The following is a 22,987-nucleotide window of genomic DNA, read 5'->3' as shown; positions in this document are numbered from 1 at the left end:
CTCCACGCCCGCCCGCGGTTCCGTCCCTCCTGCGGCTCCGCCCCCTCCGTCGACCGGCCTCGGACGGGGCGAGTCGGCGGAGGGGGCGGGGCGGGTCGCGCCTTCAGCCGGTCACCGTACGGGCGTTGATGTCGCCGTGGGCGGTGGTCGCCCGGATGGTCAGGCCGGGGGTGGCGCCGGTGTTCCTGAGCGTGTTGCTGATCCGGCCCTGGGTGGTGCCTGCGTCCAGGGCGGCGGAGACGCCGGGGGCGGCGCCGACGGTGATGTCGCCCTTGAGGGTGCTCAGTGTGACGGTTCCGGCGGCGGCCGCCTCGGTGATGGTCAGGTCGCCCTTCTGGGTGCTGATCTCGGCGGGGCCGTTGAGGCGGCCGACGGTGATGTCGGCGTCCAGGCCGGCCAGGCGGACGCTGTCGGCCTCGTCGAGCTTCACCGAGCGGTGGCCGCCCTCGAAGGTGACGTCGCCGAGCCGGCCAACGCCCCGGAACTCGGCGGCCGCCGCCTTCGCCTCGACACGGGAGCCGGCCGGCAGCTGCACGGTCACCTCGACGGACCCGGAGGAGCCGAGGCTCCGGTTCCTCGCCCCGGGGATCTCGACGCGCAGGACGCCGTCGGCGTAGGAGACCTCGGTCTGCTCCGCCGCCTTCACGTCCCGGCCCTTCGAGGCGTCCGCGGGCAGGACCTCGACCGTCGTGTCGGCGCGGTCAGTGGCGCTGAAGCGGATGCGTCCCGCGGGGATGTCGATGATCGCGGAGACGGGGGCGGGGGTGTCGAACTTCTGCATGGTGCTCTCCTTGGTCTGCGTCACGTGCGTTCCCTGCTGGTTTCTGATAGTGGAAACGCTACGTTGCGTTCAAGGATCGGGCAACATGCTTGTTGCGCAATATTGCTGTTATTGCAGGTGAATGCCGAAAATTCGTTGCAATGGCTGTGATTTCAACGCAACAGGGTTGGTGGGTTTCATTGCAATGACTGAGGGGTGAACGTGGTGAACGCTCTGCGGGGCGCCCCTATGGCAGGGGCGCCCCGCGAAGGAGTCGTTCAGTTCTTCAGCAGGGCGCAGACGAAGTTCTCCTCGACCTCGCGCAGCTTCTTCAGCAGCTCGGGCTTGTTCGTCTTGTTCACCTGGGTGGTGAGCGAGAACGTCAGTGACCGCCGGCCGTCCGGTGTGGCGGCGATCAGCTGGGTGTAGCCGGGGAAGTTGCCGGTGTGGCCGAGGACCACTCCGCAGCGGGTGGAGTAGCGGAAGATCGCCTCCCCCGCCTTGTTCGTGCCGGGTCCCGCCGGCTCCGAGGCGCCGTCGATCCAGCGGCGCTGCTCGCGCAGGGTGGCCTTGGAGATCAACGCCCCGCCCGCGTACCCGCGGATGAAGCGGGTCAGGTCCGCCGGGGTCGAGATGATCCCGCCCGAGGCCCAAACGCCCGACGCGCTGAGCGCCTCGCTGACGTCCTCCGGGGGATTCGGCGGCGTGACGTCGTAGCCGTGCATGTACGGCTCGGGCATCTCGAAGCCCTGCGGCAGGCTCGTGTCGCGCAGGCCGAGCGGCCGGTAGACGAGCCCTCGCAGCAACTGCTCGTAGGGCAGGCCGGTCACCGCCTCGGCCATCAGCGCGACCGCGATGTTGTCCGAGTTGGAGTACTGGTAGCGCGATCCCGGCCGGAAGAGCAGCGGTTCGCCGGCCACGTAGTCGAGCAGCCGGCGCGAGTCGAAGTGGTGGTGCGGATCCGCGGTGAGGACCTTGATGAACTCGGGGCTCTGCGAGTAGTCGGGCAGCCCGCTGGTGTGGTTCAGCAGCTCGCGCAGCGTCACGGCGTGCCACTGCCGCGGCAGGGACGGCAGCCGGCGGCCGATCGTGTCGTCGAGGGAGAGGGCGCGCCGGTCCACCAGGCGCAGCGCCACGGCTCCGCTGAACGCCTTCGCGGTACTCGCGATCCGCGTGTGGTCGTCCGGATCGACCGGGCGTCCGGTGGCGAGATCGGCCACTCCGGCGCGCACGACGCGGGACCGGCCCTCGCGGTTGAGGACGGCGATCACACCGGGCGGGCCGCCGGGACTGCGCACCAGTCCTTCGAGCTGCTTCCGCAGTGTGCGGTCCTGGTCGCGGTCCGCGGGGCCGGAACCGGAGCCGGCGTCGGCCGGTCCGGACACGGCGCCGGTCAGGCAGGCGGCGGCCAGCAGTACGCCGAGGGACGGACGCAGCCGGGGGCGGCGGGGCAGGGGCATGGGGGTCTCCCGAGTCGGGCGGGGCCTGGGCACGCCCAGCTTCGGCCCGTGGTGATCGCTTCGCCTGCGCCGCTGCTGCATACGGAGGAGCGGGCCGCCCGCTGTTGGGCCATCCGGCTGCCCCGGTGCGGGAACCCCGCTCCGGGGAACCGATGAGTTACCGGCGCCGCCGGGGTCTACCTCATGGGAGTGCCCCCACGGGCCTGCCCCCGCAGGCCTCTCTCGCGGGAGCGTTCTGCGATCTGCACGGATACGCGTTCTGAGGAGAATCGGATGACCGGCCAGACCTTCGATTTCGGGCCGCAGGCCCTCGTCGTGGCGCGCTTGGCGGAGGGCGTCACGGACGCGCAGCTCGACGGGGCGACCCCCTGTCCGAAGTACGCGGTACGCAACTTGCTCGGGCACCTGGCCGGACTGGCCGTCGCCTTCCGCGACGCGGGGCGCAAGGACCTGGGCCCCACGACCGACACCAGCCCGGCCGACACCTTGCCCGACATCGAGCCGGGCTGGCGCGAGGCCCTGCCGAAGGCGCTCGACGGACTCGCCGACGCCTGGCGGGACCCGGCCGCCTGGACGGGGACGACCCGGGCGGGCGGAGTGACGCTGCCGGCCGAGGTCGCGGCGGCCGTCGCCGCCGACGAACTGGTGGTGCACGGCTGGGACCTCGCGCGGGCCACCGGCCAGGAGTACACCCCCGACGAGACCGCCCTCCAGGTGACGCACCAGTTCCTCGCCGGCGTAGCCGACGACCCGACCCGCCTCGGGGGCATCTTCGGCCCCGTCGTCGAGGTGCCCGACGACGCACCGCTCCTCGACCGCGTGATCGGGCTCAGCGGCCGCGACCCCGGCTGGAAGCCGTAGCGGGAGGCCGGTGACCGCAGGCCGCGAACCGCCATTACCACCACCACAACTTCGCGGGAGCACACGGATTCCGTGAACTCCGGAGTGGCCCTGGAGTCATCGTCCAGTGCGAACTCACTTCGCCGGAACCGCTGTTGAAGTGCCGTCACCTCGACATGTCACGGGCCGTCCGCCGAGCGGGCGGCCCGTAGGCGTCTCCCGGTAGAGCATCGCGCGAGCGAACAGCCGGCACGCCCCGCCCCGGGAGTGAGGGATCCGGAACCTCCGATGTCCCGTGCCCCGTACGTCATTTGAACTTCCTCTGCCGGAAGCGTTGACGAAACACGGTCACGCTCCTACCTTCAACGCGTCGTACTTCGTACGTCATATATGAGACGCGATATGCGAGAGACCCGGAGATCGGTGTCCGCCACCGATGCCCGGCTCCCGTGATCCGAGACGTGAGACCGGAGAGGCGCGCATGACCTCTGTGCCCACCCCGATCCCCTCCCGCACGCAGTTCGTGCTGGAGGGGATCAAACACCGCATCCTCACCGGGCAGTTGACCCCGGGACAGGCCCTGGTCGAGACCGACCTCGCCGCACAGTTCGGGGTGTCGAAGACCCCGGTGCGCGAGGCGCTCAAGACCCTGGCCGGTACCGGGCTCGTCGTGATGAACCAGTACAAGGGCGTCACGGTGCGCATGGTGGACGCGGACATGGCGCGCGAGGTGTACGACGTACGGCTGCTCCTCGAACCCGAGGCGCTGCGGCGGGTCGTGAGCCGCAAAGCCTCCCTCGATGCCGCCCGCGACGCGCTCACCCGGGCCGACGCGGCCGCCGACACAGCCGAACGTTCCCTGGCCAACCGGGAGTTCCACCGCGCCCTGTACGCGCCGTGCGGAAACCCGCTGCTCGGCCGGATGCTCGACGAGGTGCGCGACCAGGCGGCCCTCGTCTCGGCGGTCGCCTGGGCGTCCGACCCCTCCTGGGAGCGCGAGGCCGGCGAGCACCGGGACATCCTGCGGCTCGCCCTCGACGGCGACGCCGACGGGGCGGCCGCGGCACTGCGCGCGCACATCGCCTCCTTCGTGCGACGCGCCTTCCCCCAGGACCCGGAAGAGGACGGCCCGGAAACGGACGTCCCGGAATCGGGCGGCCCGCGAAAGGTCGGACGGGAAGAGGGCGGCCCGGAAACGGACGGACGGGAAGAGGGCGGACGGGAATGACAGCGACGTTCGAGACCCAGCGGGCGGCGCTCGCCGAGGTCGTGGCGATCCCGGTGACCCCGTTCGCCGAGGACGGCACGATCGACCGGGACGCCCACCGGGCCCTGCTGCGCCGGCTGGTCGACGGCGGCGTCCGCACCCTCACCCCCAACGGCAACACCGGCGAGTTCTACGCCCTCAGCCCCGAAGAGCGCCGCACCGTAACGGAGTTGACCATCGAGGAGGCCGGTGACCGCGCGGCCGTCCTCGTCGGCGTCGGGCACGACGTGCCGACCGCCGTCGCCTCCGCACGGCACGCCCGGGAACTCGGCGCACCGATGGTGATGGTTCATCAGCCCGTGCATCCCTACGTCTCGGAGAGCGGCTGGGTCGACTACCACCGGGCCGTCGCCGAGTCCGTGCCGGAGCTGGGCGTCGTGCCCTACATCCGCAACCCGGTGCTCGCGGGTGCGCGGCTCGCCGAACTCGCGGACACCTGCCCGAACGTCATCGGTGTGAAGTACGCGGTCCCCGACGCGGCGCGCTTCGCGTCCTTCGCACGGGACGCCGGCCTCGAACGGTTCGTGTGGGTGGCCGGACTCGCCGAGCCGTACGCCCCCTCGTACTTCTCGGCCGGCGCCACCGGCTTCACCTCTGGCCTGGTGAACGTCGCCCCGGCGGTCTCGCTGAACATGATCGAGGCGCTCCGCGCGGGCGACTATCCGGCGGCGATGAAGGTCTGGGAGCAGGTCCGCCGCTTCGAGGAACTGCGCGCCGCCGACGCCTCCGCGAACAACGTGACCGTGGTCAAGGAAGCCCTGTCCTCGCTCGGTCTGTGCCGCCGTGACGTCCGCCCGCCGAGCAGGCCGCTTCCGGCGGACGAGCGTTCCGAGGTCGCCGCCATAGCCGCCGGATGGTCGCTGTGAAGCGGCCCGAGGATCTCAGAAGCCATCAGTGGTACGGCACCGACGGGCTGCGTTCGTTCAGCCACCGGGCCAGGACCCGGCAGCTCGGCTACCTCCCCGAGGAGCATCTGGGCAAGCCGGTCGTCGCGATCCTCAACACCTGGTCCGACATCAACCCGTGCCATGTGCACCTGCGCGACCGCGCCCAGGCCGTGAAGCGGGGAGTGTGGCAGGCCGGCGGATTCCCGCTCGAATTCCCGGTGTCCACGCTGAGCGAGACCTTCCAGAAGCCCACCCCGATGCTCTACCGCAATCTGCTCGCGATGGAGACCGAGGAGCTGCTGCGGTCGTATCCGGTGGACGGGGCCGTGCTGATGGGCGGCTGCGACAAGACCACGCCCGCGCTGCTCATGGGGGCCGCCTCGGTGGACCTGCCGACCGTCTTCGTCCCCGCGGGGCCGATGCTTCCGGGCCACTGGCGCGACGAGGTCCTCGGCTCAGGCACCGACATGTGGAAGTACTGGGACGACAGGCGCGCCGGTCTCATCGGGGACTGCGAGATGACCGAGCTGGAGAGCGGGCTCGCCAGGTCGCCCGGGCACTGCATGACGATGGGCACGGCGTCCACGCTGACGGCCGCCGCCGAAGCGCTCGGGGTCACCGTGCCCGGCGCGTCGAGCATCCCCGCCGTCGACTCCGGGCACGACCGGATGGCGGCCGCGGCAGGGCTCAGGATCGTCGAACTCGTCCACAAAGGACGGACGTTGTCCGACATCCTCACAGCGGACGCCTTCACGGACGCGGTCACGACGGTGCTCGGCCTCGGCGGTTCGACGAACGCCGTGATCCATCTGATCGCCATGGCCGGACGGGCCGGAGTCGCCCTCACGCTGGACGACTTCGACCGGATCGCCCGGACCGTGCCGGTCCTCGCCGATGTCAGGCCCGGTGGACGGAAGTACCTCATGGAGGACTTCCACTTCGCCGGCGGCCTGCCCGGGTTCCTGTCACGGATCACCGATCTGCTGCACCTGGACCGGCCCACGGTGTCGCACGACAGCATGCGCGAGCAGCTGGCGGGCGCCCGCGTGCACAACGACGACGTCATCCGCACCCGGGACAACCCGGTCGCGGCCGAGGGCGGAGTGGCCGTCCTGCGCGGCAACCTGTGCCCCGACGGCGCCGTCATCAAGCACATCGCCGCCGAGCCGCACCTGCTCGAGCACACCGGTCCCGCGGTCGTCTTCGACGACTACCGCACGATGCAGCGGACCATCGACGACCCGTCGCTCGGCATCACCGCGGACAGTGTCCTCGTGCTGCGGGGCTCCGGCCCCAAGGGCGGTCCCGGGATGCCCGAGTACGGCATGCTGCCCATCCCCGGTCATCTGCTGAAGCAGGGCGTCCGGGACATGGTGCGGATCTCCGACGCCAGGATGAGCGGCACGAGTTACGGCGCGTGCGTGCTGCACGTGGCACCCGAGTCGTACGTCGGCGGCCCGCTCGCCCTCGTACGGAGCGGGGACAGGATCACCCTCGACGTCGAGTCACGGTCGCTCCACCTCCACGTGGACGACGCGGAGCTGGAGCGCAGGCGAGCCGCGTGGACCCCGCCGCCCGTCCGGTACGAACGCGGCTACGGCGCGCTCTACAACGACCAGATCACCCAGGCCGACACCGGCTGCGACTTCGAGTTCCTGGCCCGGCCGGGCCAGGTGCCGGACCCGTACGCGGGCTGAGGCCCCCGCAACACCCGCACGTGGAAGTACTCGACCCATGCGGTCGTAGCAAGCGCTTCCTGTACCCGCTGTACCTGCCCCACTGCGAACGGAGAACAGTCATGGCCCAAGCCGCAGCCGTGGCGAAACCGCCCGCGCCACCCCGGCGGCGCCGTGCTTCCGCGACCCCGCGCAGGCTTCCGTACCTGCTGATCGCCCCGGCGGCGCTGCTGATGCTGGGCTTCATCGCCTACCCCGTCATCAGCGTCTTCTACTACAGCCTCCAGAACTACAACCCGACCAAACCGTGGCGCAACGGCTTCGCGGGCTTCGCCAACTTCACGCACGCCTTCACCGAGGACCCCCAGTTCTGGGACACGCTGACCTTCAGCGCGAAGTGGGTCGTCGTCGAGGTGGGCCTCCAGCTGCTGTTCGGCCTGGCGCTCGCGCTGATCGTCAACCAGACCTTCGTCGGCCGGGCGGTGGGGCGAGCGCTCGTCTTCTCGCCCTGGGCCGTGTCCGGGGTGCTGACCTCGGCGATCTGGGTGCTGCTCTACAACTCCCAGACGGGCCTCACCCGTTACCTCGCCGACGCGGGCATCGGCTCGTACGGGACCAGCTGGCTCTCGGACACCTCCACCGTCTTCCCGGCGGCGGTGGCCGCGGATCTGTGGCGCGGGGTCCCCTTCTTCGCGATCCTGATCCTCGCCGACCTCCAGTCCGTCTCCAAGGACCTGTACGAGGCCGCCGAGGTCGACGGCGCGAGCCGCGTCCGCCAGTTCCTGCACATCACACTGCCGCACCTCAAGGACGCGATCGTCCTGTCCACACTGCTGCGCGCCGTGTGGGAGTTCAACAACGTCGACCTGCTCTACACCCTGACCGGCGGCGGACCCGCGGGCGAGACGACGACCCTCCCGCTCTACATCGCCAACACCAGCGTCGACGCCCACAACTTCGGCTACGCGTCGGCCCTCACCACGGTCGCGTTCGTGATTCTGCTGTTCTGCTCGATCGTCTATCTGCGGTTGAGCAAGTTCGGAGGCGGGGACAAATGATCACCAAGGACGCCGGAACGATCGCCGCCCCGCCCGCACCACCCCCGCCCGTCGAGGAACCCCGACCGCGCGAAGCGGGGAAGCGGCGCGCCTGGGACGAGGTCCCGCGCTGGCAGATCTACGTACCCCTGGGCGGCTATCTCCTCTTCACCCTCATCCCGTTCTACTGGATCCTGCTCTTCGCGCTGCGCCCGGCCGGGTCCACCGCGCTCGTGCCCTGGCCCATGACCCTCGACCACTTCGCCAAGGTGTGGACCGAGCGCAGTTTCGCGACCTACTTCCAGAACAGTGTGATCGTCGCGGTCGCCACCCTGGTGATGACCACGCTCGTCGCGCTCGCCGGCGGCTACGCGCTCGCCCGCTTCGACTTCAGGATCAAACGCGGCTTCATGCTCGCGCTGCTCTGCTCGCAGTTCGTGCCGGGCGCGCTGCTCCTGGTCCCGCTCTTCCAGATCTTCGCCGAACTCCGGATGATCAACTCGCTGGTCAGCGTCGTCATCGCCGAGACCGTCTTCCAGCTGCCGCTGTCGATGATCCTGATCAGCGGGTTCATCCGGAACGTGCCGTACTCCCTCGAAGAGGCCGCCTGGGTGGACGGCTGCAACCGCTTCGAGGCCTTCCGGATCGTCGTCCTGCCGTTGCTGCGGCCCGGGTTGATCGCGGTGGGCTCCTTCGCCTTCGTCCACGCCTGGAACCACTTCCTGTTCGCCCTGATGTTCCTCAGCGACCAGAGCAAGCAGACCATCCCGGTCGGCCTCAACACCCTGATGAGCTCCGACAGCGTCGATCTGGGCGCGCTCGCCGCGGGCGGCATCGTCGCCGCCGTCCCCGTGGTCGTCGTCTTCGCCTTCATCCAGAAATGGCTGATCACCGGATTCAGCGCCGGGGCGGTGAAGGGATGACGGCCACCTCGCGCCAGGACCGCGACCGGCACCCCGACGGCCACCGCACCACGCCCGCCGGCACACCGCGGCTCCCGCTGCCCGTCGTCCTCGCGGGCGCCCGGGGGCACGGTCGCCGGCACCTGGAAAACATCCGCCGGCTCCAGGACAAGGGCCTGGTACGCCTCGTAGGAGTCTGCGAGCTGACCCCGCTCACCGAGGAGGAGCTGGGCGGGCGACGCGTCGTGCAGTCCACCGACCTCGGGGCTCTCCTCGACTCCACCGGCGCCGCGGCAGCGGTGATCTGCACCCCCATCCCCACCCACACCGACCTAGCGCTGACCGCCGCGCGCAGGGGCGTACACCTGCTCCTGGAGAAACCGCCCGCGCCCTCCTACGCCGAGTTCCGGCGGATGGCCGACGGGGTCGCGGCGGCCGGAGTGGTCTGCCAGATCGGCTTCCAGTCGCTCGGCTCGCACGCCGTGCCGGCCATCAGGAAACTGATCACCGAGGGCGCGCTCGGCCGGGTCACCGGCATCGGCGGGGCCGGCGCCTGGGCGCGCGACGAGGCCTACTTCCGGCGCGCGCCCTGGGCGGGCAGGCGCAGGCTCGACGGCGTGGACGTGGTCGACGGGGTCCTGACCAACCCGCTGGCCCACGCCGTCGCCACCGCCCTCGCGCTGGACGGCTCGACCCGCGCCGAGGACGTCACCGGCGTCCGGACCGAGCTGCTGCGCGCCAACGACATCGAGTCCGACGACACCTCGTGCGTACGGGTCACGACCGCCGGGGGCGGCCGGATCACCGTCGCCGCGACACTCTGCGCCGAACAGCCCGGCGAACCGTACGTCCTGGTGCACGGCACGGGCGGCCGGATCACCTTCTGGTACAAGCAGGACCGGGTGCTCGTGCAGCGGACAGGACACGGGCCCGAGGAGACCGCCTACGGCCGGACCGACCTGCTGGAGAACCTGGCCGAGCATCTGACGGGCGGCGCCGAACTGCTGGTCACGCCCGAGTCGACGGGCGCCTTCATGAAGGTCGTCGAGGCGATCCGGCAGGCGCCCGACCCGGTCGCGCTGCCCCCGGACGCCTGGGAGACGCTCCCGGGCGAGCGGCGCCGAGTCGTGCCCGGCATCGACGGACTGGTCGCGGCGGCCGCCGACACCCTCGCCCTCTACTCCGAGCTTGGCGCCTCCTGGGCGCTCCCGAAAGAGGTGAGCACCCCGTGAACGACGACCCGCCGCTCGTCCTGCGGATCGCGGGACGCCCCGTCGCCCGCTACGTCACCCGGCCCGCGCTGCCGGCCCGGCTCTCACCGCGGCCGTATCTGCACCCCGTCACCACCCTGGCCGGCACGGCCGTCACCGAACTCGGCCCGGCCGATCACCCGCACCACCTCGGCGTCGGTGTAGCCGTACCCGACGTCGAGGGGCACAACTTCTGGGGCGGGCGCACCTACGTCCGCGACCAGGGGCCGACCGAGCTCGACAACCACGGCGCCCAACGGCACATCGGCTTCCTCCAGCGCGACCCGGACGGCTTCGTCGCGGAGCTGCGCTGGATGGCCGCGGGGAGCGAGCTGCTGCGCGAACGACGTACGGTCGCGGCCGTCGCGCTCACCGACACGGCCTGGGCGCTGGACTTCACCTTCTCGCTCACGAACGTCTGCGCGCGAGAGCTCTCGATCGGCAGCCCGGCCACCAACGGACGGCCGGGCGCGGCCTACGGCGGCTTCTTCTGGCGGGCCCGCAGGGAACAGGACGCCCCGAGCGTGTTCACCGCCGACGCCGAGGGCGAGGACGCCGTGCACGCGCGCCCCGCCGACTGGCTGGCCCTCGCGGGCGCCGGCTGGACGGTCGTCCTCGCCGGGGCGACCGGAGCGACACGCCGTGACCCCTGGTTCGTGCGCACCGCCCAGTACCCCGGCGTCGGTTCCTCCCTCGCCCACGACGAGCGGCTCACCGTCGAGGCGGGCGGCACGCTCGTCCGCAGGGTCGTCACAGTCGTCGCCGACGGCACCCTGGACCGGAGCGGAGCCGCCGCGCTGGTCCGCAAGGCGGTGAGCCGCTGATGGCCCTTCCCTCCGCCGACCTGGGTGACGGCACCTACCGCAATCCCGTCCTCGACGCCGACTGGTCCGACCCCGATCTGCTGTGCGTCGGCGACGACTTCTACCTCACCGCCTCCAGTTTCGGCCGCGTCCCCGGCCTGCCTCTGCTGCACTCCCGGGACCTGGTGAACTGGACGCTGATCGGACACGCCCTCCAACGCCTGGAACCCGCGCACGAGTTCAGGACTCCGCGGCCCGACGGCGGTGTGTGGGCGCCCGCGTTGCGCCACCACGACGACCGCTTCTGGATCTTCTGGGGCGACCCCGACCATGGCATCTTCCAGGTCAACGCCCCCCGGATCAGGGGCCCTTGGACGCAGCCGCATCCGGTGAAGGAGGGCAGGGGACTCATCGACCCGTGCCCGCTGTGGGACGAGGAGACCGGCGAGGCGTATCTCGTGCACGCCTGGGCCAGATCCCGTTCGGGGGTGAAGAACCGGCTCACCGGTCACCGGATGCGCCCCGACGGCACCGGGCTGCTCGACGAGGGCAAGGTGATCGTCGACGCCGACCTGATTCCCGGCTGGTTCACCCTCGAAGGACCCAAGGCCTACCGGCACGACGGCTGGTTCTGGATCTTCGCGCCCGCCGGGGGAGTCGAGACCGGCTGGCAGGGCGCCTTCCGTTCGCGCGGCTTCTTCGGACCCTACGAGGCGCGGGTGGTGCTGGAACAGGGGAACACCCGGGTCAACGGCCCGCATCAGGGCGGCTGGGTGCGTACGGCGGCGGGCGAGGACTGGTTCGCCCACTTCCAGCAGCGCGGGGCCTACGGGCGGGTGGTCCACCTCCAGCCGATGCGCTGGGGCGACGAGGGTACCTCCCGCTCAGGGGAGTCCCCCCACTCGAGCGAAGCAGGGAGCGGGGGAGAAGCCGGGAGTGGAGGAGAAGCCGGGAGCGGGGGAGGCTGGCCGGTGCTCGGCGACCGGGGCACCCCCGTCGCCGTACACCGCAAGCCGGACCTGCCCGCCCAGCCGCCGTCCGCTCCCGCCACGGACGACGACTTCCCCGGGGGCCGCTTCGGGCGCCAGTGGCAGTGGACCGCCAACCCCCAGGACGGCTGGGCCACCCAGCATTCAGGCGACGGACTCAGGCTGAGCTGTGTCCGTACGCCGCATGCCCACGACCTGCGCGCGGTGCCCCACGTCCTGACCCAGCGGACACCGGGTACGGCCGCCACCGTCCAGGTCGACCTGCGCCTCGACAGCGAGGAGCCGGGGGCGCGGGCCGGGCTCGCGGTGCTCGGGGACGCGTTCGCCTGGATCGGCCTCCTGCGCGAGCCCGGGGGAGCGGTGCGGCTCGTGCACCGGTTCGCCGAACCGGCCGCCCCGGCGGCACCGGCCGTGCGTTCGGGGCGGTGCGAGGGCGAGCGCGACGCGGCTCCCGCGCGCCCGGCACCCCAGGGCCGAGCCCGGCTGTGGATCGAGATCGGCGCGGGGGCCCGCTGCCGCTTCTCCTACGACGTCGGCGGCGGCCGGCAGTCCTCGGGGCAGGTCTTCGCCGCGAGCGGCCGGGGCTGGGTCGGCGCCCTGCTCGGCCTGTTCGCGCTCGCGCCGACGGGCGCGGGGCACGCCGGGGCCGCCACCTTCACGCGTTTCCGAGTCACCGGGACCCCCTGAGGGTCACCGTCAGCCGTTCGTTCGCAGTATCTCTCCCCCCGCCAGGGGGAGTTACCGAGTCACCCCCACCCCGGCCCGAAGGCCGAGGCATCCACGGAGGAAGACCGATGAACAGAAGTCCACTGAGGAACAGCCCACTGGGAACCGGCCCGAGAAGGAACGGTGTCGGTGGAGCCAGGCGCTTCGCCGTGGCCGTCGCCCTCGGATCCGTGCTCGCGCTGACCGCCACCGCCTGCGGTGACGACGGCAGCGGCAGCGCGGGCGACAAGGGAACCGAGGGCTCCGGAAAGGGCGAGATCACCTTCTGGGACAACAACGGCGGTGTCCGCACCGACATCTGGAAGCAGATCATCGCCGACTTCGAGAAGAAGTACCCGGACATCAAGGTCAACTACGTCGGTATCCCGGCGGCCAGTGCCCAGTCCAAGTACGACACCGCCATCCAGGGCGGCGGCCTGCCCGACGTCGGAGGCGTGGGCACCGCGATGCTCGCCGAGGTCGCCGTCCAGGGGGCGCTTGAGCCGCTCGACAGCAGGATCGAGAAGAGCGCGCTGAACGGAAAGCTGAGCCGGAACCTGCTCGACGTCAGCCGGGCCGCGGGCGGCGGCGACACGCTGTACCAGGTGCCCACCTCCGCCAACAACGGCACGCTCTGGTACCGCACCGACCTGTTCAAGGGGGCCGGCCTGGACGCGCCGGCCTCCTGGTCGAAGTTCTACGCCGCCGCGGCGAAGCTCACGGACGCGGGCAAGAACAAGTTCGGCTTCACCATCCGCGGCGGCGAGGGCTCCATCGCCCCGGCGCTGGACGCGGCGTACGGCCAGACCGGCATCACCTCGTTCTGGGACGGCGACAAGACCACCGTCAACGACCCGAAGAACGTGGCGGCCCTGGAGAAGTACGTCGCCCTCTACAAGAAGGCCACCCCGTCAGCCGACGTCAACAACGACTTCACCAAGATGGTCGCGCAGTGGGACAGCGGCACCATCGGCATGCTGAGCCACAACCTCGGCTCCTACCAGGACCATCTGAAGGCGCTGGGCGCCGGCAAGTTCCGCGGCATCCCGAACCCCACGATGGACGACGGCACGCGGGTGCAGATCTCCAACCCGGTCGACGGGCTGAGCCTGTTCAAGTCCGGCAAGAACAAGGCGGCCGCCTGGAAGTTCATCGAGTTCGCCGTCTCGGCGGCGGAGAACTCCAAGTTCAACGAGTCCGCGGGCCAGGTGCCGGCGAACACCGACGCCGCCAAGGACGCCTGGGTCCAGCGGGCCGAGCCGACCAGGCTGGCCGCCGAGGCGCTGAACGGCACCGGCACCAAGATCGTGCAGCTGCCGTACTACCTGCCCGACTGGAACACCATCTCCAAGGCCGACAACGAGCCGAACTTCCAGAAGGTGCTGCTCGGCAAGATGAGCGTCAAGGACTTCCTGGACACGCTGGCCGACCAGCTGGACAAGGCGCAGGCCGACTGGAAGGCCCATCACTGATCCGGCGAGCCCACCGGGTTCGGCCGCGGTGTGTGCCGTGGCCGGGCCGGGACGGCTTCCCGTGGAACATCCCTGCCGAGCCTCTGCCGGTCCTTCGTCGAAAGGCACACGCCCGTGTCCCTCACGCGCAGACAGGTCACCTCGGCGGCCGCGGCCGCCTTACCGCTCGCCGTCGTCGCCTCCGGCCCCGCGTTCGCCGGTGCGCGTCGTGGGCCGCGCACCCTGTACATCGCCGGCGACTCCACCGCCGCCCAGAAGTACGCCGACGCGGCACCCGAGACCGGGTGGGGCATGGCACTGCCGTTCTTCCTCCACCAGGACGTCGTGGTCGCCAACCACGCGGTGAACGGGCGTAGTTCGAAGAGCTTCATCGACGAGGGGAGACTCGCCGCGATCCTCGGCGTGATCCGGCCCGGCGACCTTCTGCTCGTCCAGTTCGGGCACAACGACGAGAAGAGCGCCGACCCGACGCGCTACACCGAGCCGTGGACGACGTACCAGGACTGTCTGCGGCAGTACCTCGACGGGGCGCGGGCCCGGGGCGCCCGGCCGGTGCTCGCCACTCCGGTGGAGCGCAGAAAGTTCGACGCCGACGGCAACGCGGCGCCGACGCACGGCGACTACCCGGCGTCGATGCGCGCGCTCGGCGCCGAAGAGCGTGTGACGCTCCTCGACATCCAGGCCCAGTCCCTCGCCCTGTGGCAGAGGCTCGGCGTCGAGGAGACGAAGAGGTACTTCAACTGGACCGCGACCGAGCAGGACAACACGCACTTCAACCCGCCCGGAGCCATCGCCGTGGCCCGTCTCGTCGCGGCCGGGCTGCTGCGCCGCCGGGTGCTCGCGCGCCGGGACGTACGCCGTCTCGACGCGGAGATACCCGAGTCCTGGATCACCTGGCCCACCGCCTGACCCCTGAGCCGAAGCAGAAGACCTGACCCCCTGAGCCCAAGGAAAGAGAGGCACACCATGAACACACAGAAATGGCATGGGCATGCCACAAGCTGGCGTGCGGTCACCGTCCGCAGAGCAGCCGCGCTGATCGGCTGCACGGCCCTGGTGCTCGCCGCCACCGGCACCACCGCCGAGGCCGGTCCCCGGGAGCCCGGCCGGCAGACCCTCGCCGCGGGTGACGGCTGGGCGTCCGACGGGACCGGCACCACCGGAGGCTCTGCCGCCGGCGCCGCGCAGGTCAGCACGGTCACGACCTGGGCGCAGTTCAGGGCGGCGCTCGCCGCCGGCGGCAGCGCGCCGAAGATCATCCAGGTCAGGGGCACGATCGACGCCGGGGCCGAGGGCTGCGACTCCTTCGCCGCGCCCGGCTACGACTTCGCCCGGTACCTCGCCGACTACGACCCGGCCGTGTGGGGCTACGACAAGGTGGTCAGCGGTGAGCAGGAGGATCTGCGGGCCGCCTCCGCCGCGAACCAGGACACGGCCATCAAGGCGTACGTTCCCGCCGATACCACCATCGTCGGCATCGGACGGAACGCGGGCTTCAAGGGCGCGAGCCTCCAGATCAAGGACGTCGACAACGTCATCGTCCGCAACCTCTCCTTCGAGAGCCCCCTCGACTGCTTCCCGCAGTGGGACCCCACCGACGGCGACACCGGCAACTGGAACTCCGAGTACGACAGCGCGGTGATCTACGGGGCCACGCACGTCTGGCTCGACCACGACACGTTCACCGACGGCGCCCACCCGGACAGCTCGCTGCCGACGTACTACGGCCGGATCTACGAACAGCACGACGGCGAGCTGGACATCGTCAAGGGCGCCGACTACGTGACGGCCTCCTGGAACGTCTTCGCCGACCACGACAAGACCATCCTGATCGGCAACAGCGACAGCGCGTCCACCGCCGCCGTGGACCGCGGCCACCTGAAGGTCACCCTCCACCACAACCTGTTCACCGGGCTCGTCGAGCGCGCTCCGCGTGTCCGCTTCGGCCAAGTGGACTCGTACAACAACCACTTCGTGGCCGACTCCACGTACGGCTACAGCTACGGCATCGGGATGGAGTCCCAACTCGTCGCCGAGCACAACGCGTTCACGCTGCCGGACACGGTCAGCGCGGCGAAGGTCCTCAAGAGGTGGAAGGACGCGCCGCTGACCGCGGCCGACAACTACGTCAACGGCGTGCTCACCGATCTGATCGCCGTGCACAACGCGGAGATCCCCGCCGAGACGCTCCGGTCCGGCGCCGGATGGACCCCGGTCCTGAGGACGAAGGTCGACCCGACGAGGGCCGTCCCCGGCATCGTCGACCACCGCGCGGGCGCCGGAGAGATCTGCTGACCATGGCCGGACACCCCTTCAGCAGAAGGGCGTTCGTCGCCGCGGGCACCGGGGCCGCACTGGCCTCGGTGTTCGCGGCGCCCGCCCGCGCCACCTGGCGCCCGCCGTTCGGGCGGTACGGCTCGCCGTCCGCGCGGCTCGACGCGAGGACGCTGTACGTCCATCCGGGCGGCCTCGGCGACCACACCACCGTGCAGGCCGCCGTGACCGCCGCGACCGGCGCCGGATTCACCCTGGTCGTCGCACCCGGCGTGTACCGCGAGACGGTCTCGGTCGGAGCGATCGACCCGGCGACCGGCCTGCCCGGCGCCGCGGGCTCCGAAATGACCTGGATCGGCGCCTCAGGCGACCCGCGCGACGTCGTCGTCGTGTACGACAACGCCAACGGCACGCCGAAGCCGGACGGTTCGGGCACCTACGGCACCACGGGGTCGGCGACGACCACCGTGCGCACCGACGGCTTCACGGCCCGCTCGGTCACCTTCGCCAACGACTGGCTGCGCGCCGACCACCCGGGGATCACGGGCACCCAGGCCGTGGCGATCAAGGTGCAGGGCGACCGCTCGGCGTTCCACCGCTGCCGCTTCCTCGGCCACCAGGACACCCTGTACGCCGACTCGATCGCGCTCGGCACCTTCGCCCGGCAGTACTACCGGGACTGCTACGTCGAGGGGGACGTGGACTTCGTCTTCGGGCGGGCGACGGCGGTCTTCGAGCACTGCCGCTTCCGCACCCTGGCCCGCACGGACCTGGCCGCCGCCCCGTACGGCTTCGTGTTCGCGCCGTCCACGGCCGTCGCCGACCCGCGCGGATACCTGGTCACCCGCAGCCGGATCAGCAGTGCCGCGCCGGACGGGTACTACAAGCTGGCCCGCCCCTGGGTGCCAGGCTCGGACCCCACCGCCCGCCCGATGCTGACCGTCCGCGACACCCGCCTGGACGCCGGAATCGACGCGGTCGCGCCCTACACCGACATGTCCGCCGCCCACCCGTGGCAGGACCAGCGTTTCGCCGAGTACCGCAACTGGGGCCCCGGCGCGGTGATCGGCGTCCCGGAGAACCGCCCCCAGCTCACGGACGCGGAGGCCGAGCCGCACACCCGTGCCGCCTATCTCGGCGACTGGTGCCCGTGACCTTCCTGTTCCGTCCGACAGCACGACGAAAGGACCGTTCCTATGGGCTGAGCGGGAGTGGGTCCTGTTGCCAGGACTCGTGCTCGGTCGAACGCCCCGGACGGTGCTGGGCGTTCTGGTTGTCCGCGTTCGCTCCGCGTCCGGGCGGCACGGATCGTGTCCGTGGTCCGGGGATGCGGGGGCGGGGTCCCTCACGCCCCGGGGTTTCCGGTTCGGCCTGGAGGTCCGATGCCCCGCACGATCACTCCGGTCGTGCGGGGGCGGTGCCGTCCGTCGCCGGACCGGGTGCACTCCCGTCAGTCCGGCGTGCTCTGCCCGCGACGACCTTCCTCACCACGGGCAGCACCACCATCGGCGCGACCATGAACTGACGGCCACCGGACGGGGCGAGAGGCTCAACTCGGCCGAAAAGTATGTATCGATCCGGCAAAAGGCCTCGCGTCCACGGACGTTACGCGCGTAGAACACCTGTCATGCATAAGCCATTGCGCCTCGCGGCCGTCGCCGCAGCCTGTGCCGTCGCCGGTGCCGCCCTGTACGGCACCGGCGTCGCCACCGCCGGTCAGTCGACGGCGAACTCGACGCACGAGCCTTACAACATCGGCGTCCTCGTCAAGGACATCGACACCTACTACGGCACCACCGCCGACAGCAACGGGGTCTACCAGGCGTCCCCCGACAGCCAGTACGCCAAGGACCTGGCGCGCCTCGACGCGGCCGCGAAGCGGCACATCGACCAGGCGGCCCGCAAGGCTCACCACCGGCACGAGAAGGCCGCGGTCGTCTTCGACATCGACGACACGCTGCTGCTCTCCCTCGACTACGAGAAGAAGACCAACTACACGTACAACTCGGCCTCCTGGGCCGCCTACGTCGCCCAGGCGGACCGTCCGGCCGTCTTCGGCAGCCCCGACCTCGTCGAGTACGCCGCGTCCAAGGGCGTCGAGGTGTTCTACAACTCGGGCCTGAAGGAGTCGCAGCGCGTCTCCGCGGTCGAGAACCTGAAGAAGATCGGCGTCGACGTCAACCTCGACTCCGCGCACATGTTCCTCAAGGACGCGGCCAACCCGCCCGCCTACCTGAGCGACTGCGCCACCGCCGCCGCCTGGAACTGCACGACGGTGCAGTACAAGTCCGGCACCCGCAAGCACATCGAGTCCCTCGGGTACGACATCGTCGCCAACTTCGGCGACCAGTACTCGGATCTCGACGGCGGCTACGCCGACAAGACCTACAAGCTGCCGAACCCCACGTACTTCGTCAGCTGACACACCCCCATGGTCGAACGCCCCCACCGGTCCTCACCGGTGGGGGCGTTCGTCTGCCGGGCGGCTGTACGGGCCTTCGGGCGGCGCATGGCGGCCGGACCCGAATTCCGTAACACGGAGAAAACCTGAAACCGGTTGAACGGGGGAACAATCCAGCCAGCATCCGCACACCGAGCACGCAGGCAACGAGGAGAAACGCCATGTCCGAAGCGCAAAAGGTCGACAACCGGCCAAGTGCCGCACCACCGGCGGCAGGTGGGGTCGACGGCTTCTTCAAGATATCCGCCAGAGGCTCCACCATCGGCCGTGAGATACGTGGCGGATTCGCCACCTTCTTCACCATGGCGTACATCCTCGTCCTGAACCCCATCATCCTCGGCAGCGCCAAGGACAAGTTCGGGCACACCCTCGACACCGGCCAACTGGTCACCGCCACCGCGCTGGTGGCGTGCGTGATGACCGTCATCATGGGCATCGGCGGCAACCTCCCGCTCGCCATCGCCGCGGGCCTCGGCCTCAACGCCGTCGTCGCCTTCCAGCTGGCGCCGTTGATGAGCTGGGACGACGCGATGGGCCTGGTCGTCCTCGAAGGCGTCCTGATCTGCGTCCTGGTGCTCACCGGCCTCCGGGAAGCGATCATGAACGCGATCCCGCGGCAGCTCAAGCAGGCCATCGGCGTGGGTATCGGACTGTTCATCGCCTTCATCGGCTTCGTGGACGCCGGCTTCGTCAGCCGTATCCCGGACGTCGCGAACACCACCGTGCCGGTGCAGCTCGGTGCCGTGGGCCGGCTCACCGGCTGGCCCGTCCTCGTCTTCTGTCTCGGCGTCCTGCTGACCATCGCGCTGCTCGCCCGCAAGGTGAAGGGCGCGATCCTCATCAGCATCGTCACCATGACGGTCGTGGCGATCGTCATCAACTCGATCGCCGACATCAAGAGCTGGGGCCTGACCAGCCCGAAGGTCCCGGACAAGATCCTCGCGAGCCCGGACTTCGGACTCATCGGTCACTTCAGCCTGTTCGGCGGCTTCGCCGAGGCCGGTGTGCTCACCGCGGTCCTGCTGATCTTCACCCTGGTCCTGTCGGACTTCTTCGACGCCATGGGCACCATCGTCGGGATCAGCGCCGAGGCCGGGCTGCTCGACGAGCAGGGGCAGGTACCGGGCATCGGCCGGGTCCTGTTCATCGACGGCGCGGCCGCCGTCGCGGGCGGCCTGGGCTCGGCCTCCTCCAACACCGCCTACATCGAGTCCGCGGCCGGCGTCGGCGAGGGTGCCCGCACCGGCTTCGCCAACCTGGTCACCGGCGGCCTCTTCGGCCTCGCGCTCTTCCTCACCCCGCTGCTGACCATCGTCCCGCTCCAGGCCGCCGCGCCCGCGCTGATCGCGGTCGGGTTCCTGATGATGACCCACGTCAAGCACATCGACTGGGACAAGTACGAGATCGCGATCCCGGCGTTCCTGACCATCGTCGCGATGCCGTTCACGTACTCCATCACCGACGGGATCGGCGCCGGATTCCTGGCCTACGTCGTCATCAAGGCGGTGCTGGGCAAGGCCAAGGAGGTCAACTGGCTGCTGTGGGCCGTCTCGGCGCTGTTCCTCGTGTACTTCGCGATCGACCCGGTGGAGCAGCTGCTCGGAGTGAAGTGACCGGATCCCTACGTGAGGCGGCCCCGCACCCGGTGGGGTGCGGGGCCGCTTCATGTACGGGTCGTTTCACGTACGGGTCGTTTCACGCACGAGCCGCTTCACGTACGAGCCGCCTCACGTACGACCGTGTCACGTTGGGCCGCTTCACGTACGGGCCCGGTGCGCGTCAGCTCTTCAGCGCCGCCCGCATCATCGCCTTGGCGACCGGTGCCGCCAGTCCGTTGCCGCTGACCTCCGAGCGTGCCGCGTCCGACTGCTCGACCATCACCGCGACGGCGACCTCCTTGCCGTTCGAGTCGGACTTCGCGAACGAGGTGAACCAGGCGTACGGGGTCTTGCTGTTCTTCTCGCCGTGCTGGGCCGTGCCGGTCTTGCCGCCCACGGTCGCGCCGGGGATCAGGGCGTTGGTGCCCGTGCCCTGCTCGACGACCGTCTGCATGGCCGACCGGAGCTGCCGGGCGGTCCCGGAGCTCACGATCTCCTTGGTCGCCGTGCTGTCGTCGTAGTTCTTCAGCACATCGCCGCTGGAGTCGCTGGTCTGCGACACCATGTGCGGAGAGACCAGCTTGCCGTCATTGGCGATGGCGGCGGACACCATGGCCATCTGGAGCGGGGTCGCGGTGACGTCGAACTGCCCGATGCCGGTCAGCGCCGTGGACGACTTGTCCATGCCCGTGGGGTAGACACTGGCGAACGCCCGCACCGGCACGTCCTGCTTCGTGTCGTTGAAGCCGAACTTCTCCGCCATCGCCCTGACCTTGTCCTGGCCCAGGTCGACCGCCATCTTCGCGAAGACGTTGTTGCAGGAGTACTGGAGCGCGACCCGGATCGAGGCGTTCTCGCAGGGCGCGGACGCGTTCTCGTTCTTCAGGAGGGTCGTCGTGTTCGGCAGGGTGTACGGGTCCGGGCTGTGCGTCTTCGTGTCCACGTCCGGGTACAGCCCGTTCTCGAGCGCGGCGGCGGCGACGACCAGCTTGAACGTCGAGCCCGGCGGCAGCGGCTGCCGCAGCGCGCGGTTGACCAGCGGCTTGTCGGGGTCCTTGGTCAGCTTGTTCCAGACGCTGGTGTTGCCCGCGCTGATCGACGTCGGGTCGTACGAGGGGGTCGAGACGACCGCGAGGATCTTGCCGGTCTTCGGGTCGATCGCGACGGCGGCGCCCTTGTTGTTCCCGAGCGCCGAGTACGCGGCCCTCTGAACGGCCGGGTCGATCGTCGTGACCACGTCACCCGGGTCGGTGCGCTTGTTGGTGAGCGTGTCCAGCGGGTTCTTCAGCGTGATGTCCGAGCCGTCGAGCAGCTTCTGGTAGATGCCCTCCAGCTGGGTCGCTCCGTAGACCTGCGAGCTGTAGCCGGTGACCGCCGAGTACAGGCTGCCGTCCTTGTACGTCCGCTTGTACTTGAGGTCGCTCCCTGTCGTCCGCGCGGAGCCGGTGATCGCGTCACCGGCCACGATGATGTTCCCGAGCGGGTTCGCGTACAGCGCGATCGCGTTCCGTCGGTTGTCCTTGTCGTCCGCGAGTGCCCGCCCGTCGTAGAACTGCACCCAGGTCGCCCTGACCAGCAGAGAGAGCACGAGCAGCAGAGTGAAGACGGCGGCACGCCTGATCGTCTTGTTCATCCCGCACAGAAGGACGAGCGGTCAGGGGCGAATCGTTCCCGTCCGCCCGGTTTTCTCATCAATCCCTCATGGGCCGCCGGGCCGATCCTCCATGCGCCACCGGGCCCGTCGTCACCCGGGTCCCTCGCCCGTCAGAGCCTGCGGGTGGCCAGCGTGAGCCGGTCGCGGGCGTCGAACAGGGCGTCCTTGACCATCTGCTCGTGCGCGGGGGTGAGCCTGGCCACGGGCACCGAACAGCTGATCGCGTCACGGGCGGGCGTGCGGTACGGGATCGCCACACCGAAGCAGCGCAGCCCCAGCGTGTTCTCCTCGCGGTCCACCGCGAAGCCCTGCTCCCGCACCTGGTGCAGCTCCTCGATGAGCTTCTCCCGGTCGGTGATCGTGTGCTCGGTCAGCGCGGGGAGCGTCTCGGGCAGCATCTTGCGGACCTGCTCGTCGCCGTAGGTGGCCAGCAGCGCCTTGCCGAGCGAGGTGGAGTGGGCGGGCAGCCGCCGGCCGACCCGGGTGAAGGGGCGCAGATAGTGCTGCGACTGCCGGGTGGCCAGGTAGACGACGTTCGTGCCGTCCAGGCGCGCGAGGTGGATCGTCTCGGTGGTGTCGTCGGAGAGACGGTCGAGGGTGGGGCGGGCGGCGGCGACCACCTCGTCGCCGTCGATGTACGAGGTGCCGACCAGCAGGGCCCGTACGCCGATGCCGTACCGCGTGCCGGTCGCGTCGGTCTCGACCCAGCCGAGCTCCACGAGCGTGCGCAGCAGCATGTACAGGCTGGACTTGGGATATCCGACGGCCTCCTGGACCGCGGCGAGGGAGTGCATTCCGGGCCGGCCGGCGAAGTACTCCAGCAATTCAACGGTCCGCACCGCTGACTTGACCTGCGCCCCGCCGCCTGTCTCGCCTGCCGACATCGCCCTTGACCCCTTCGTTGGACGGGAAATAGTCTCCGACAGGAAATTCACCATCAGAGACAGCGTTC

General features: G+C 70.3%; 19 protein-coding genes and 1 pseudogene. 15 read left to right on the top strand and 5 right to left on the bottom strand.

The window, feature by feature from the left end; translation table 11 throughout:
* Positions 1 to 103 precede the first annotated feature (103 nt).
* The gene (locus ABZV42_RS11130) at positions 104 to 781 is read right to left on the bottom strand and encodes a DUF4097 family beta strand repeat-containing protein (protein ID WP_356051808.1); all 678 of its coding nucleotides are present in this window, start codon (positions 779 to 781) and stop codon (positions 104 to 106) included.
* Positions 782 to 1,038: 257 nt separating this feature from the next.
* A complete protein-coding gene (locus ABZV42_RS11125) occupies positions 1,039 to 2,220 on the bottom strand; it encodes a serine hydrolase domain-containing protein (protein ID WP_355983961.1) in 1,182 nt (393 codons plus the stop codon).
* Positions 2,221 to 2,493: 273 nt separating this feature from the next.
* On the opposite strand from ABZV42_RS11125, the gene ABZV42_RS11120 reads away from it, so the two are divergent.
* The 13 genes from ABZV42_RS11120 (at position 2,494) to ABZV42_RS11060 (ending at position 17,476) form a co-directional block, all read left to right on the top strand.
* A complete protein-coding gene (locus ABZV42_RS11120) occupies positions 2,494 to 3,081 on the top strand; it encodes a TIGR03086 family metal-binding protein (RefSeq protein WP_355983960.1) in 588 nt (195 codons plus the stop codon).
* Positions 3,082 to 3,541: 460 nt separating this feature from the next.
* Positions 3,542 to 4,288, top strand: coding sequence for a GntR family transcriptional regulator (locus ABZV42_RS11115; protein WP_355983959.1), 747 nt, complete (start codon positions 3,542 to 3,544; stop codon positions 4,286 to 4,288).
* A complete protein-coding gene (locus tag ABZV42_RS11110) occupies positions 4,285 to 5,193 on the top strand; it encodes a dihydrodipicolinate synthase family protein (protein ID WP_355983958.1) in 909 nt (302 codons plus the stop codon). Before ABZV42_RS11115 ends, ABZV42_RS11110 begins: the two co-directional genes overlap by 4 nt.
* Entirely contained in the window at positions 5,181 to 6,911 is a 1,731-nt protein-coding gene (gene araD, locus ABZV42_RS11105) for an L-arabinonate dehydratase (protein ID WP_355983957.1), read from the top strand. Before ABZV42_RS11110 ends, araD begins: the two co-directional genes overlap by 13 nt.
* 101 nt (positions 6,912 to 7,012) lie before the next feature.
* Positions 7,013 to 7,948, top strand: coding sequence for a sugar ABC transporter permease (locus tag ABZV42_RS11100; RefSeq protein ID WP_356051691.1), 936 nt, complete (start codon positions 7,013 to 7,015; stop codon positions 7,946 to 7,948).
* Positions 7,945 to 8,850, top strand: a complete 906-nt coding sequence (locus ABZV42_RS11095; protein ID WP_355983955.1) for a carbohydrate ABC transporter permease — start codon at positions 7,945 to 7,947, stop codon at positions 8,848 to 8,850. The genes ABZV42_RS11100 and ABZV42_RS11095 overlap by 4 nt, the downstream gene beginning before the upstream one ends.
* The gene (locus tag ABZV42_RS11090) at positions 8,847 to 10,061 is read left to right on the top strand and encodes a Gfo/Idh/MocA family oxidoreductase (protein WP_355983954.1); all 1,215 of its coding nucleotides are present in this window, start codon (positions 8,847 to 8,849) and stop codon (positions 10,059 to 10,061) included. The genes ABZV42_RS11095 and ABZV42_RS11090 overlap by 4 nt, the downstream gene beginning before the upstream one ends.
* Entirely contained in the window at positions 10,058 to 10,903 is an 846-nt protein-coding gene (locus ABZV42_RS11085; RefSeq protein ID WP_355983953.1) for a PmoA family protein, read from the top strand. Before ABZV42_RS11090 ends, ABZV42_RS11085 begins: the two co-directional genes overlap by 4 nt.
* On the top strand, positions 10,903 to 12,558 hold the full coding sequence (locus ABZV42_RS11080; RefSeq protein WP_355983952.1) for a family 43 glycosylhydrolase: 1,656 nt from the start codon (positions 10,903 to 10,905) through the stop codon (positions 12,556 to 12,558). Before ABZV42_RS11085 ends, ABZV42_RS11080 begins: the two co-directional genes overlap by 1 nt.
* Before the next feature lie 107 nt (positions 12,559 to 12,665).
* Positions 12,666 to 14,048 (top strand): sugar ABC transporter substrate-binding protein, encoded by a 1,383-nt coding sequence (locus ABZV42_RS11075; protein WP_356051689.1) that lies wholly within the window; start codon positions 12,666 to 12,668, stop codon positions 14,046 to 14,048.
* Positions 14,049 to 14,162: 114 nt separating this feature from the next.
* Positions 14,163 to 14,957 carry a rhamnogalacturonan acetylesterase gene (locus tag ABZV42_RS11070; RefSeq protein ID WP_356051688.1) on the top strand — a complete coding sequence of 265 codons (795 nt, stop codon included), beginning with the start codon at positions 14,163 to 14,165 and terminating at the stop codon, positions 14,955 to 14,957.
* Between the two features lie 57 nt (positions 14,958 to 15,014).
* Positions 15,015 to 16,343, top strand: a complete 1,329-nt coding sequence (locus ABZV42_RS11065) for a pectate lyase (protein ID WP_356051686.1) — start codon at positions 15,015 to 15,017, stop codon at positions 16,341 to 16,343.
* A gap of 2 nt (positions 16,344 to 16,345) precedes the next feature.
* Positions 16,346 to 17,476 (top strand): pectinesterase family protein, encoded by a 1,131-nt coding sequence (locus ABZV42_RS11060; protein ID WP_355983948.1) that lies wholly within the window; start codon positions 16,346 to 16,348, stop codon positions 17,474 to 17,476.
* Positions 17,477 to 17,516: 40 nt separating this feature from the next.
* Here ABZV42_RS11060 and ABZV42_RS11055 read toward each other — a convergent pair.
* Positions 17,517 to 17,764: pseudogene (locus ABZV42_RS11055) on the bottom strand (IS200/IS605 family accessory protein TnpB-related protein); the annotation flags it as partial.
* 185 nt (positions 17,765 to 17,949) lie between these two features.
* On the opposite strand from ABZV42_RS11055, the gene ABZV42_RS11050 reads away from it, so the two are divergent.
* Together ABZV42_RS11050 and ABZV42_RS11045 are read left to right on the top strand one after the other, a co-directional pair.
* A complete protein-coding gene (locus tag ABZV42_RS11050) occupies positions 17,950 to 18,744 on the top strand; it encodes an HAD family acid phosphatase (protein WP_356051684.1) in 795 nt (264 codons plus the stop codon).
* 200 nt (positions 18,745 to 18,944) lie between these two features.
* Complete coding sequence (locus ABZV42_RS11045; protein ID WP_355983946.1) at positions 18,945 to 20,396, top strand: NCS2 family permease; 1,452 nt, start codon at positions 18,945 to 18,947, stop codon at positions 20,394 to 20,396.
* Positions 20,397 to 20,562: 166 nt separating this feature from the next.
* Here the strand turns inward: ABZV42_RS11045 and ABZV42_RS11040 are convergent, their stop codons facing one another.
* Together ABZV42_RS11040 and ABZV42_RS11035 are read right to left on the bottom strand one after the other, a co-directional pair.
* Entirely contained in the window at positions 20,563 to 22,014 is a 1,452-nt protein-coding gene (locus ABZV42_RS11040) for a penicillin-binding transpeptidase domain-containing protein (protein ID WP_355985708.1), read from the bottom strand.
* A 131-nt stretch (positions 22,015 to 22,145) separates the two neighbouring features.
* Positions 22,146 to 22,919 carry an IclR family transcriptional regulator gene (locus ABZV42_RS11035; protein ID WP_151470389.1) on the bottom strand — a complete coding sequence of 258 codons (774 nt, stop codon included), beginning with the start codon at positions 22,917 to 22,919 and terminating at the stop codon, positions 22,146 to 22,148.
* Between the last annotated feature and the right edge of the window lie 68 nt (positions 22,920 to 22,987).

It is taken from the genome of Streptomyces sp. NPDC005281 (assembly GCF_040607495.1).
In the GTDB taxonomy this organism is placed as follows: domain Bacteria; phylum Actinomycetota; class Actinomycetes; order Streptomycetales; family Streptomycetaceae; genus Streptomyces.
Note: the sequence above shows the minus strand (reverse complement) of the source record. Positions and strands in the feature narration are given on the sequence as shown.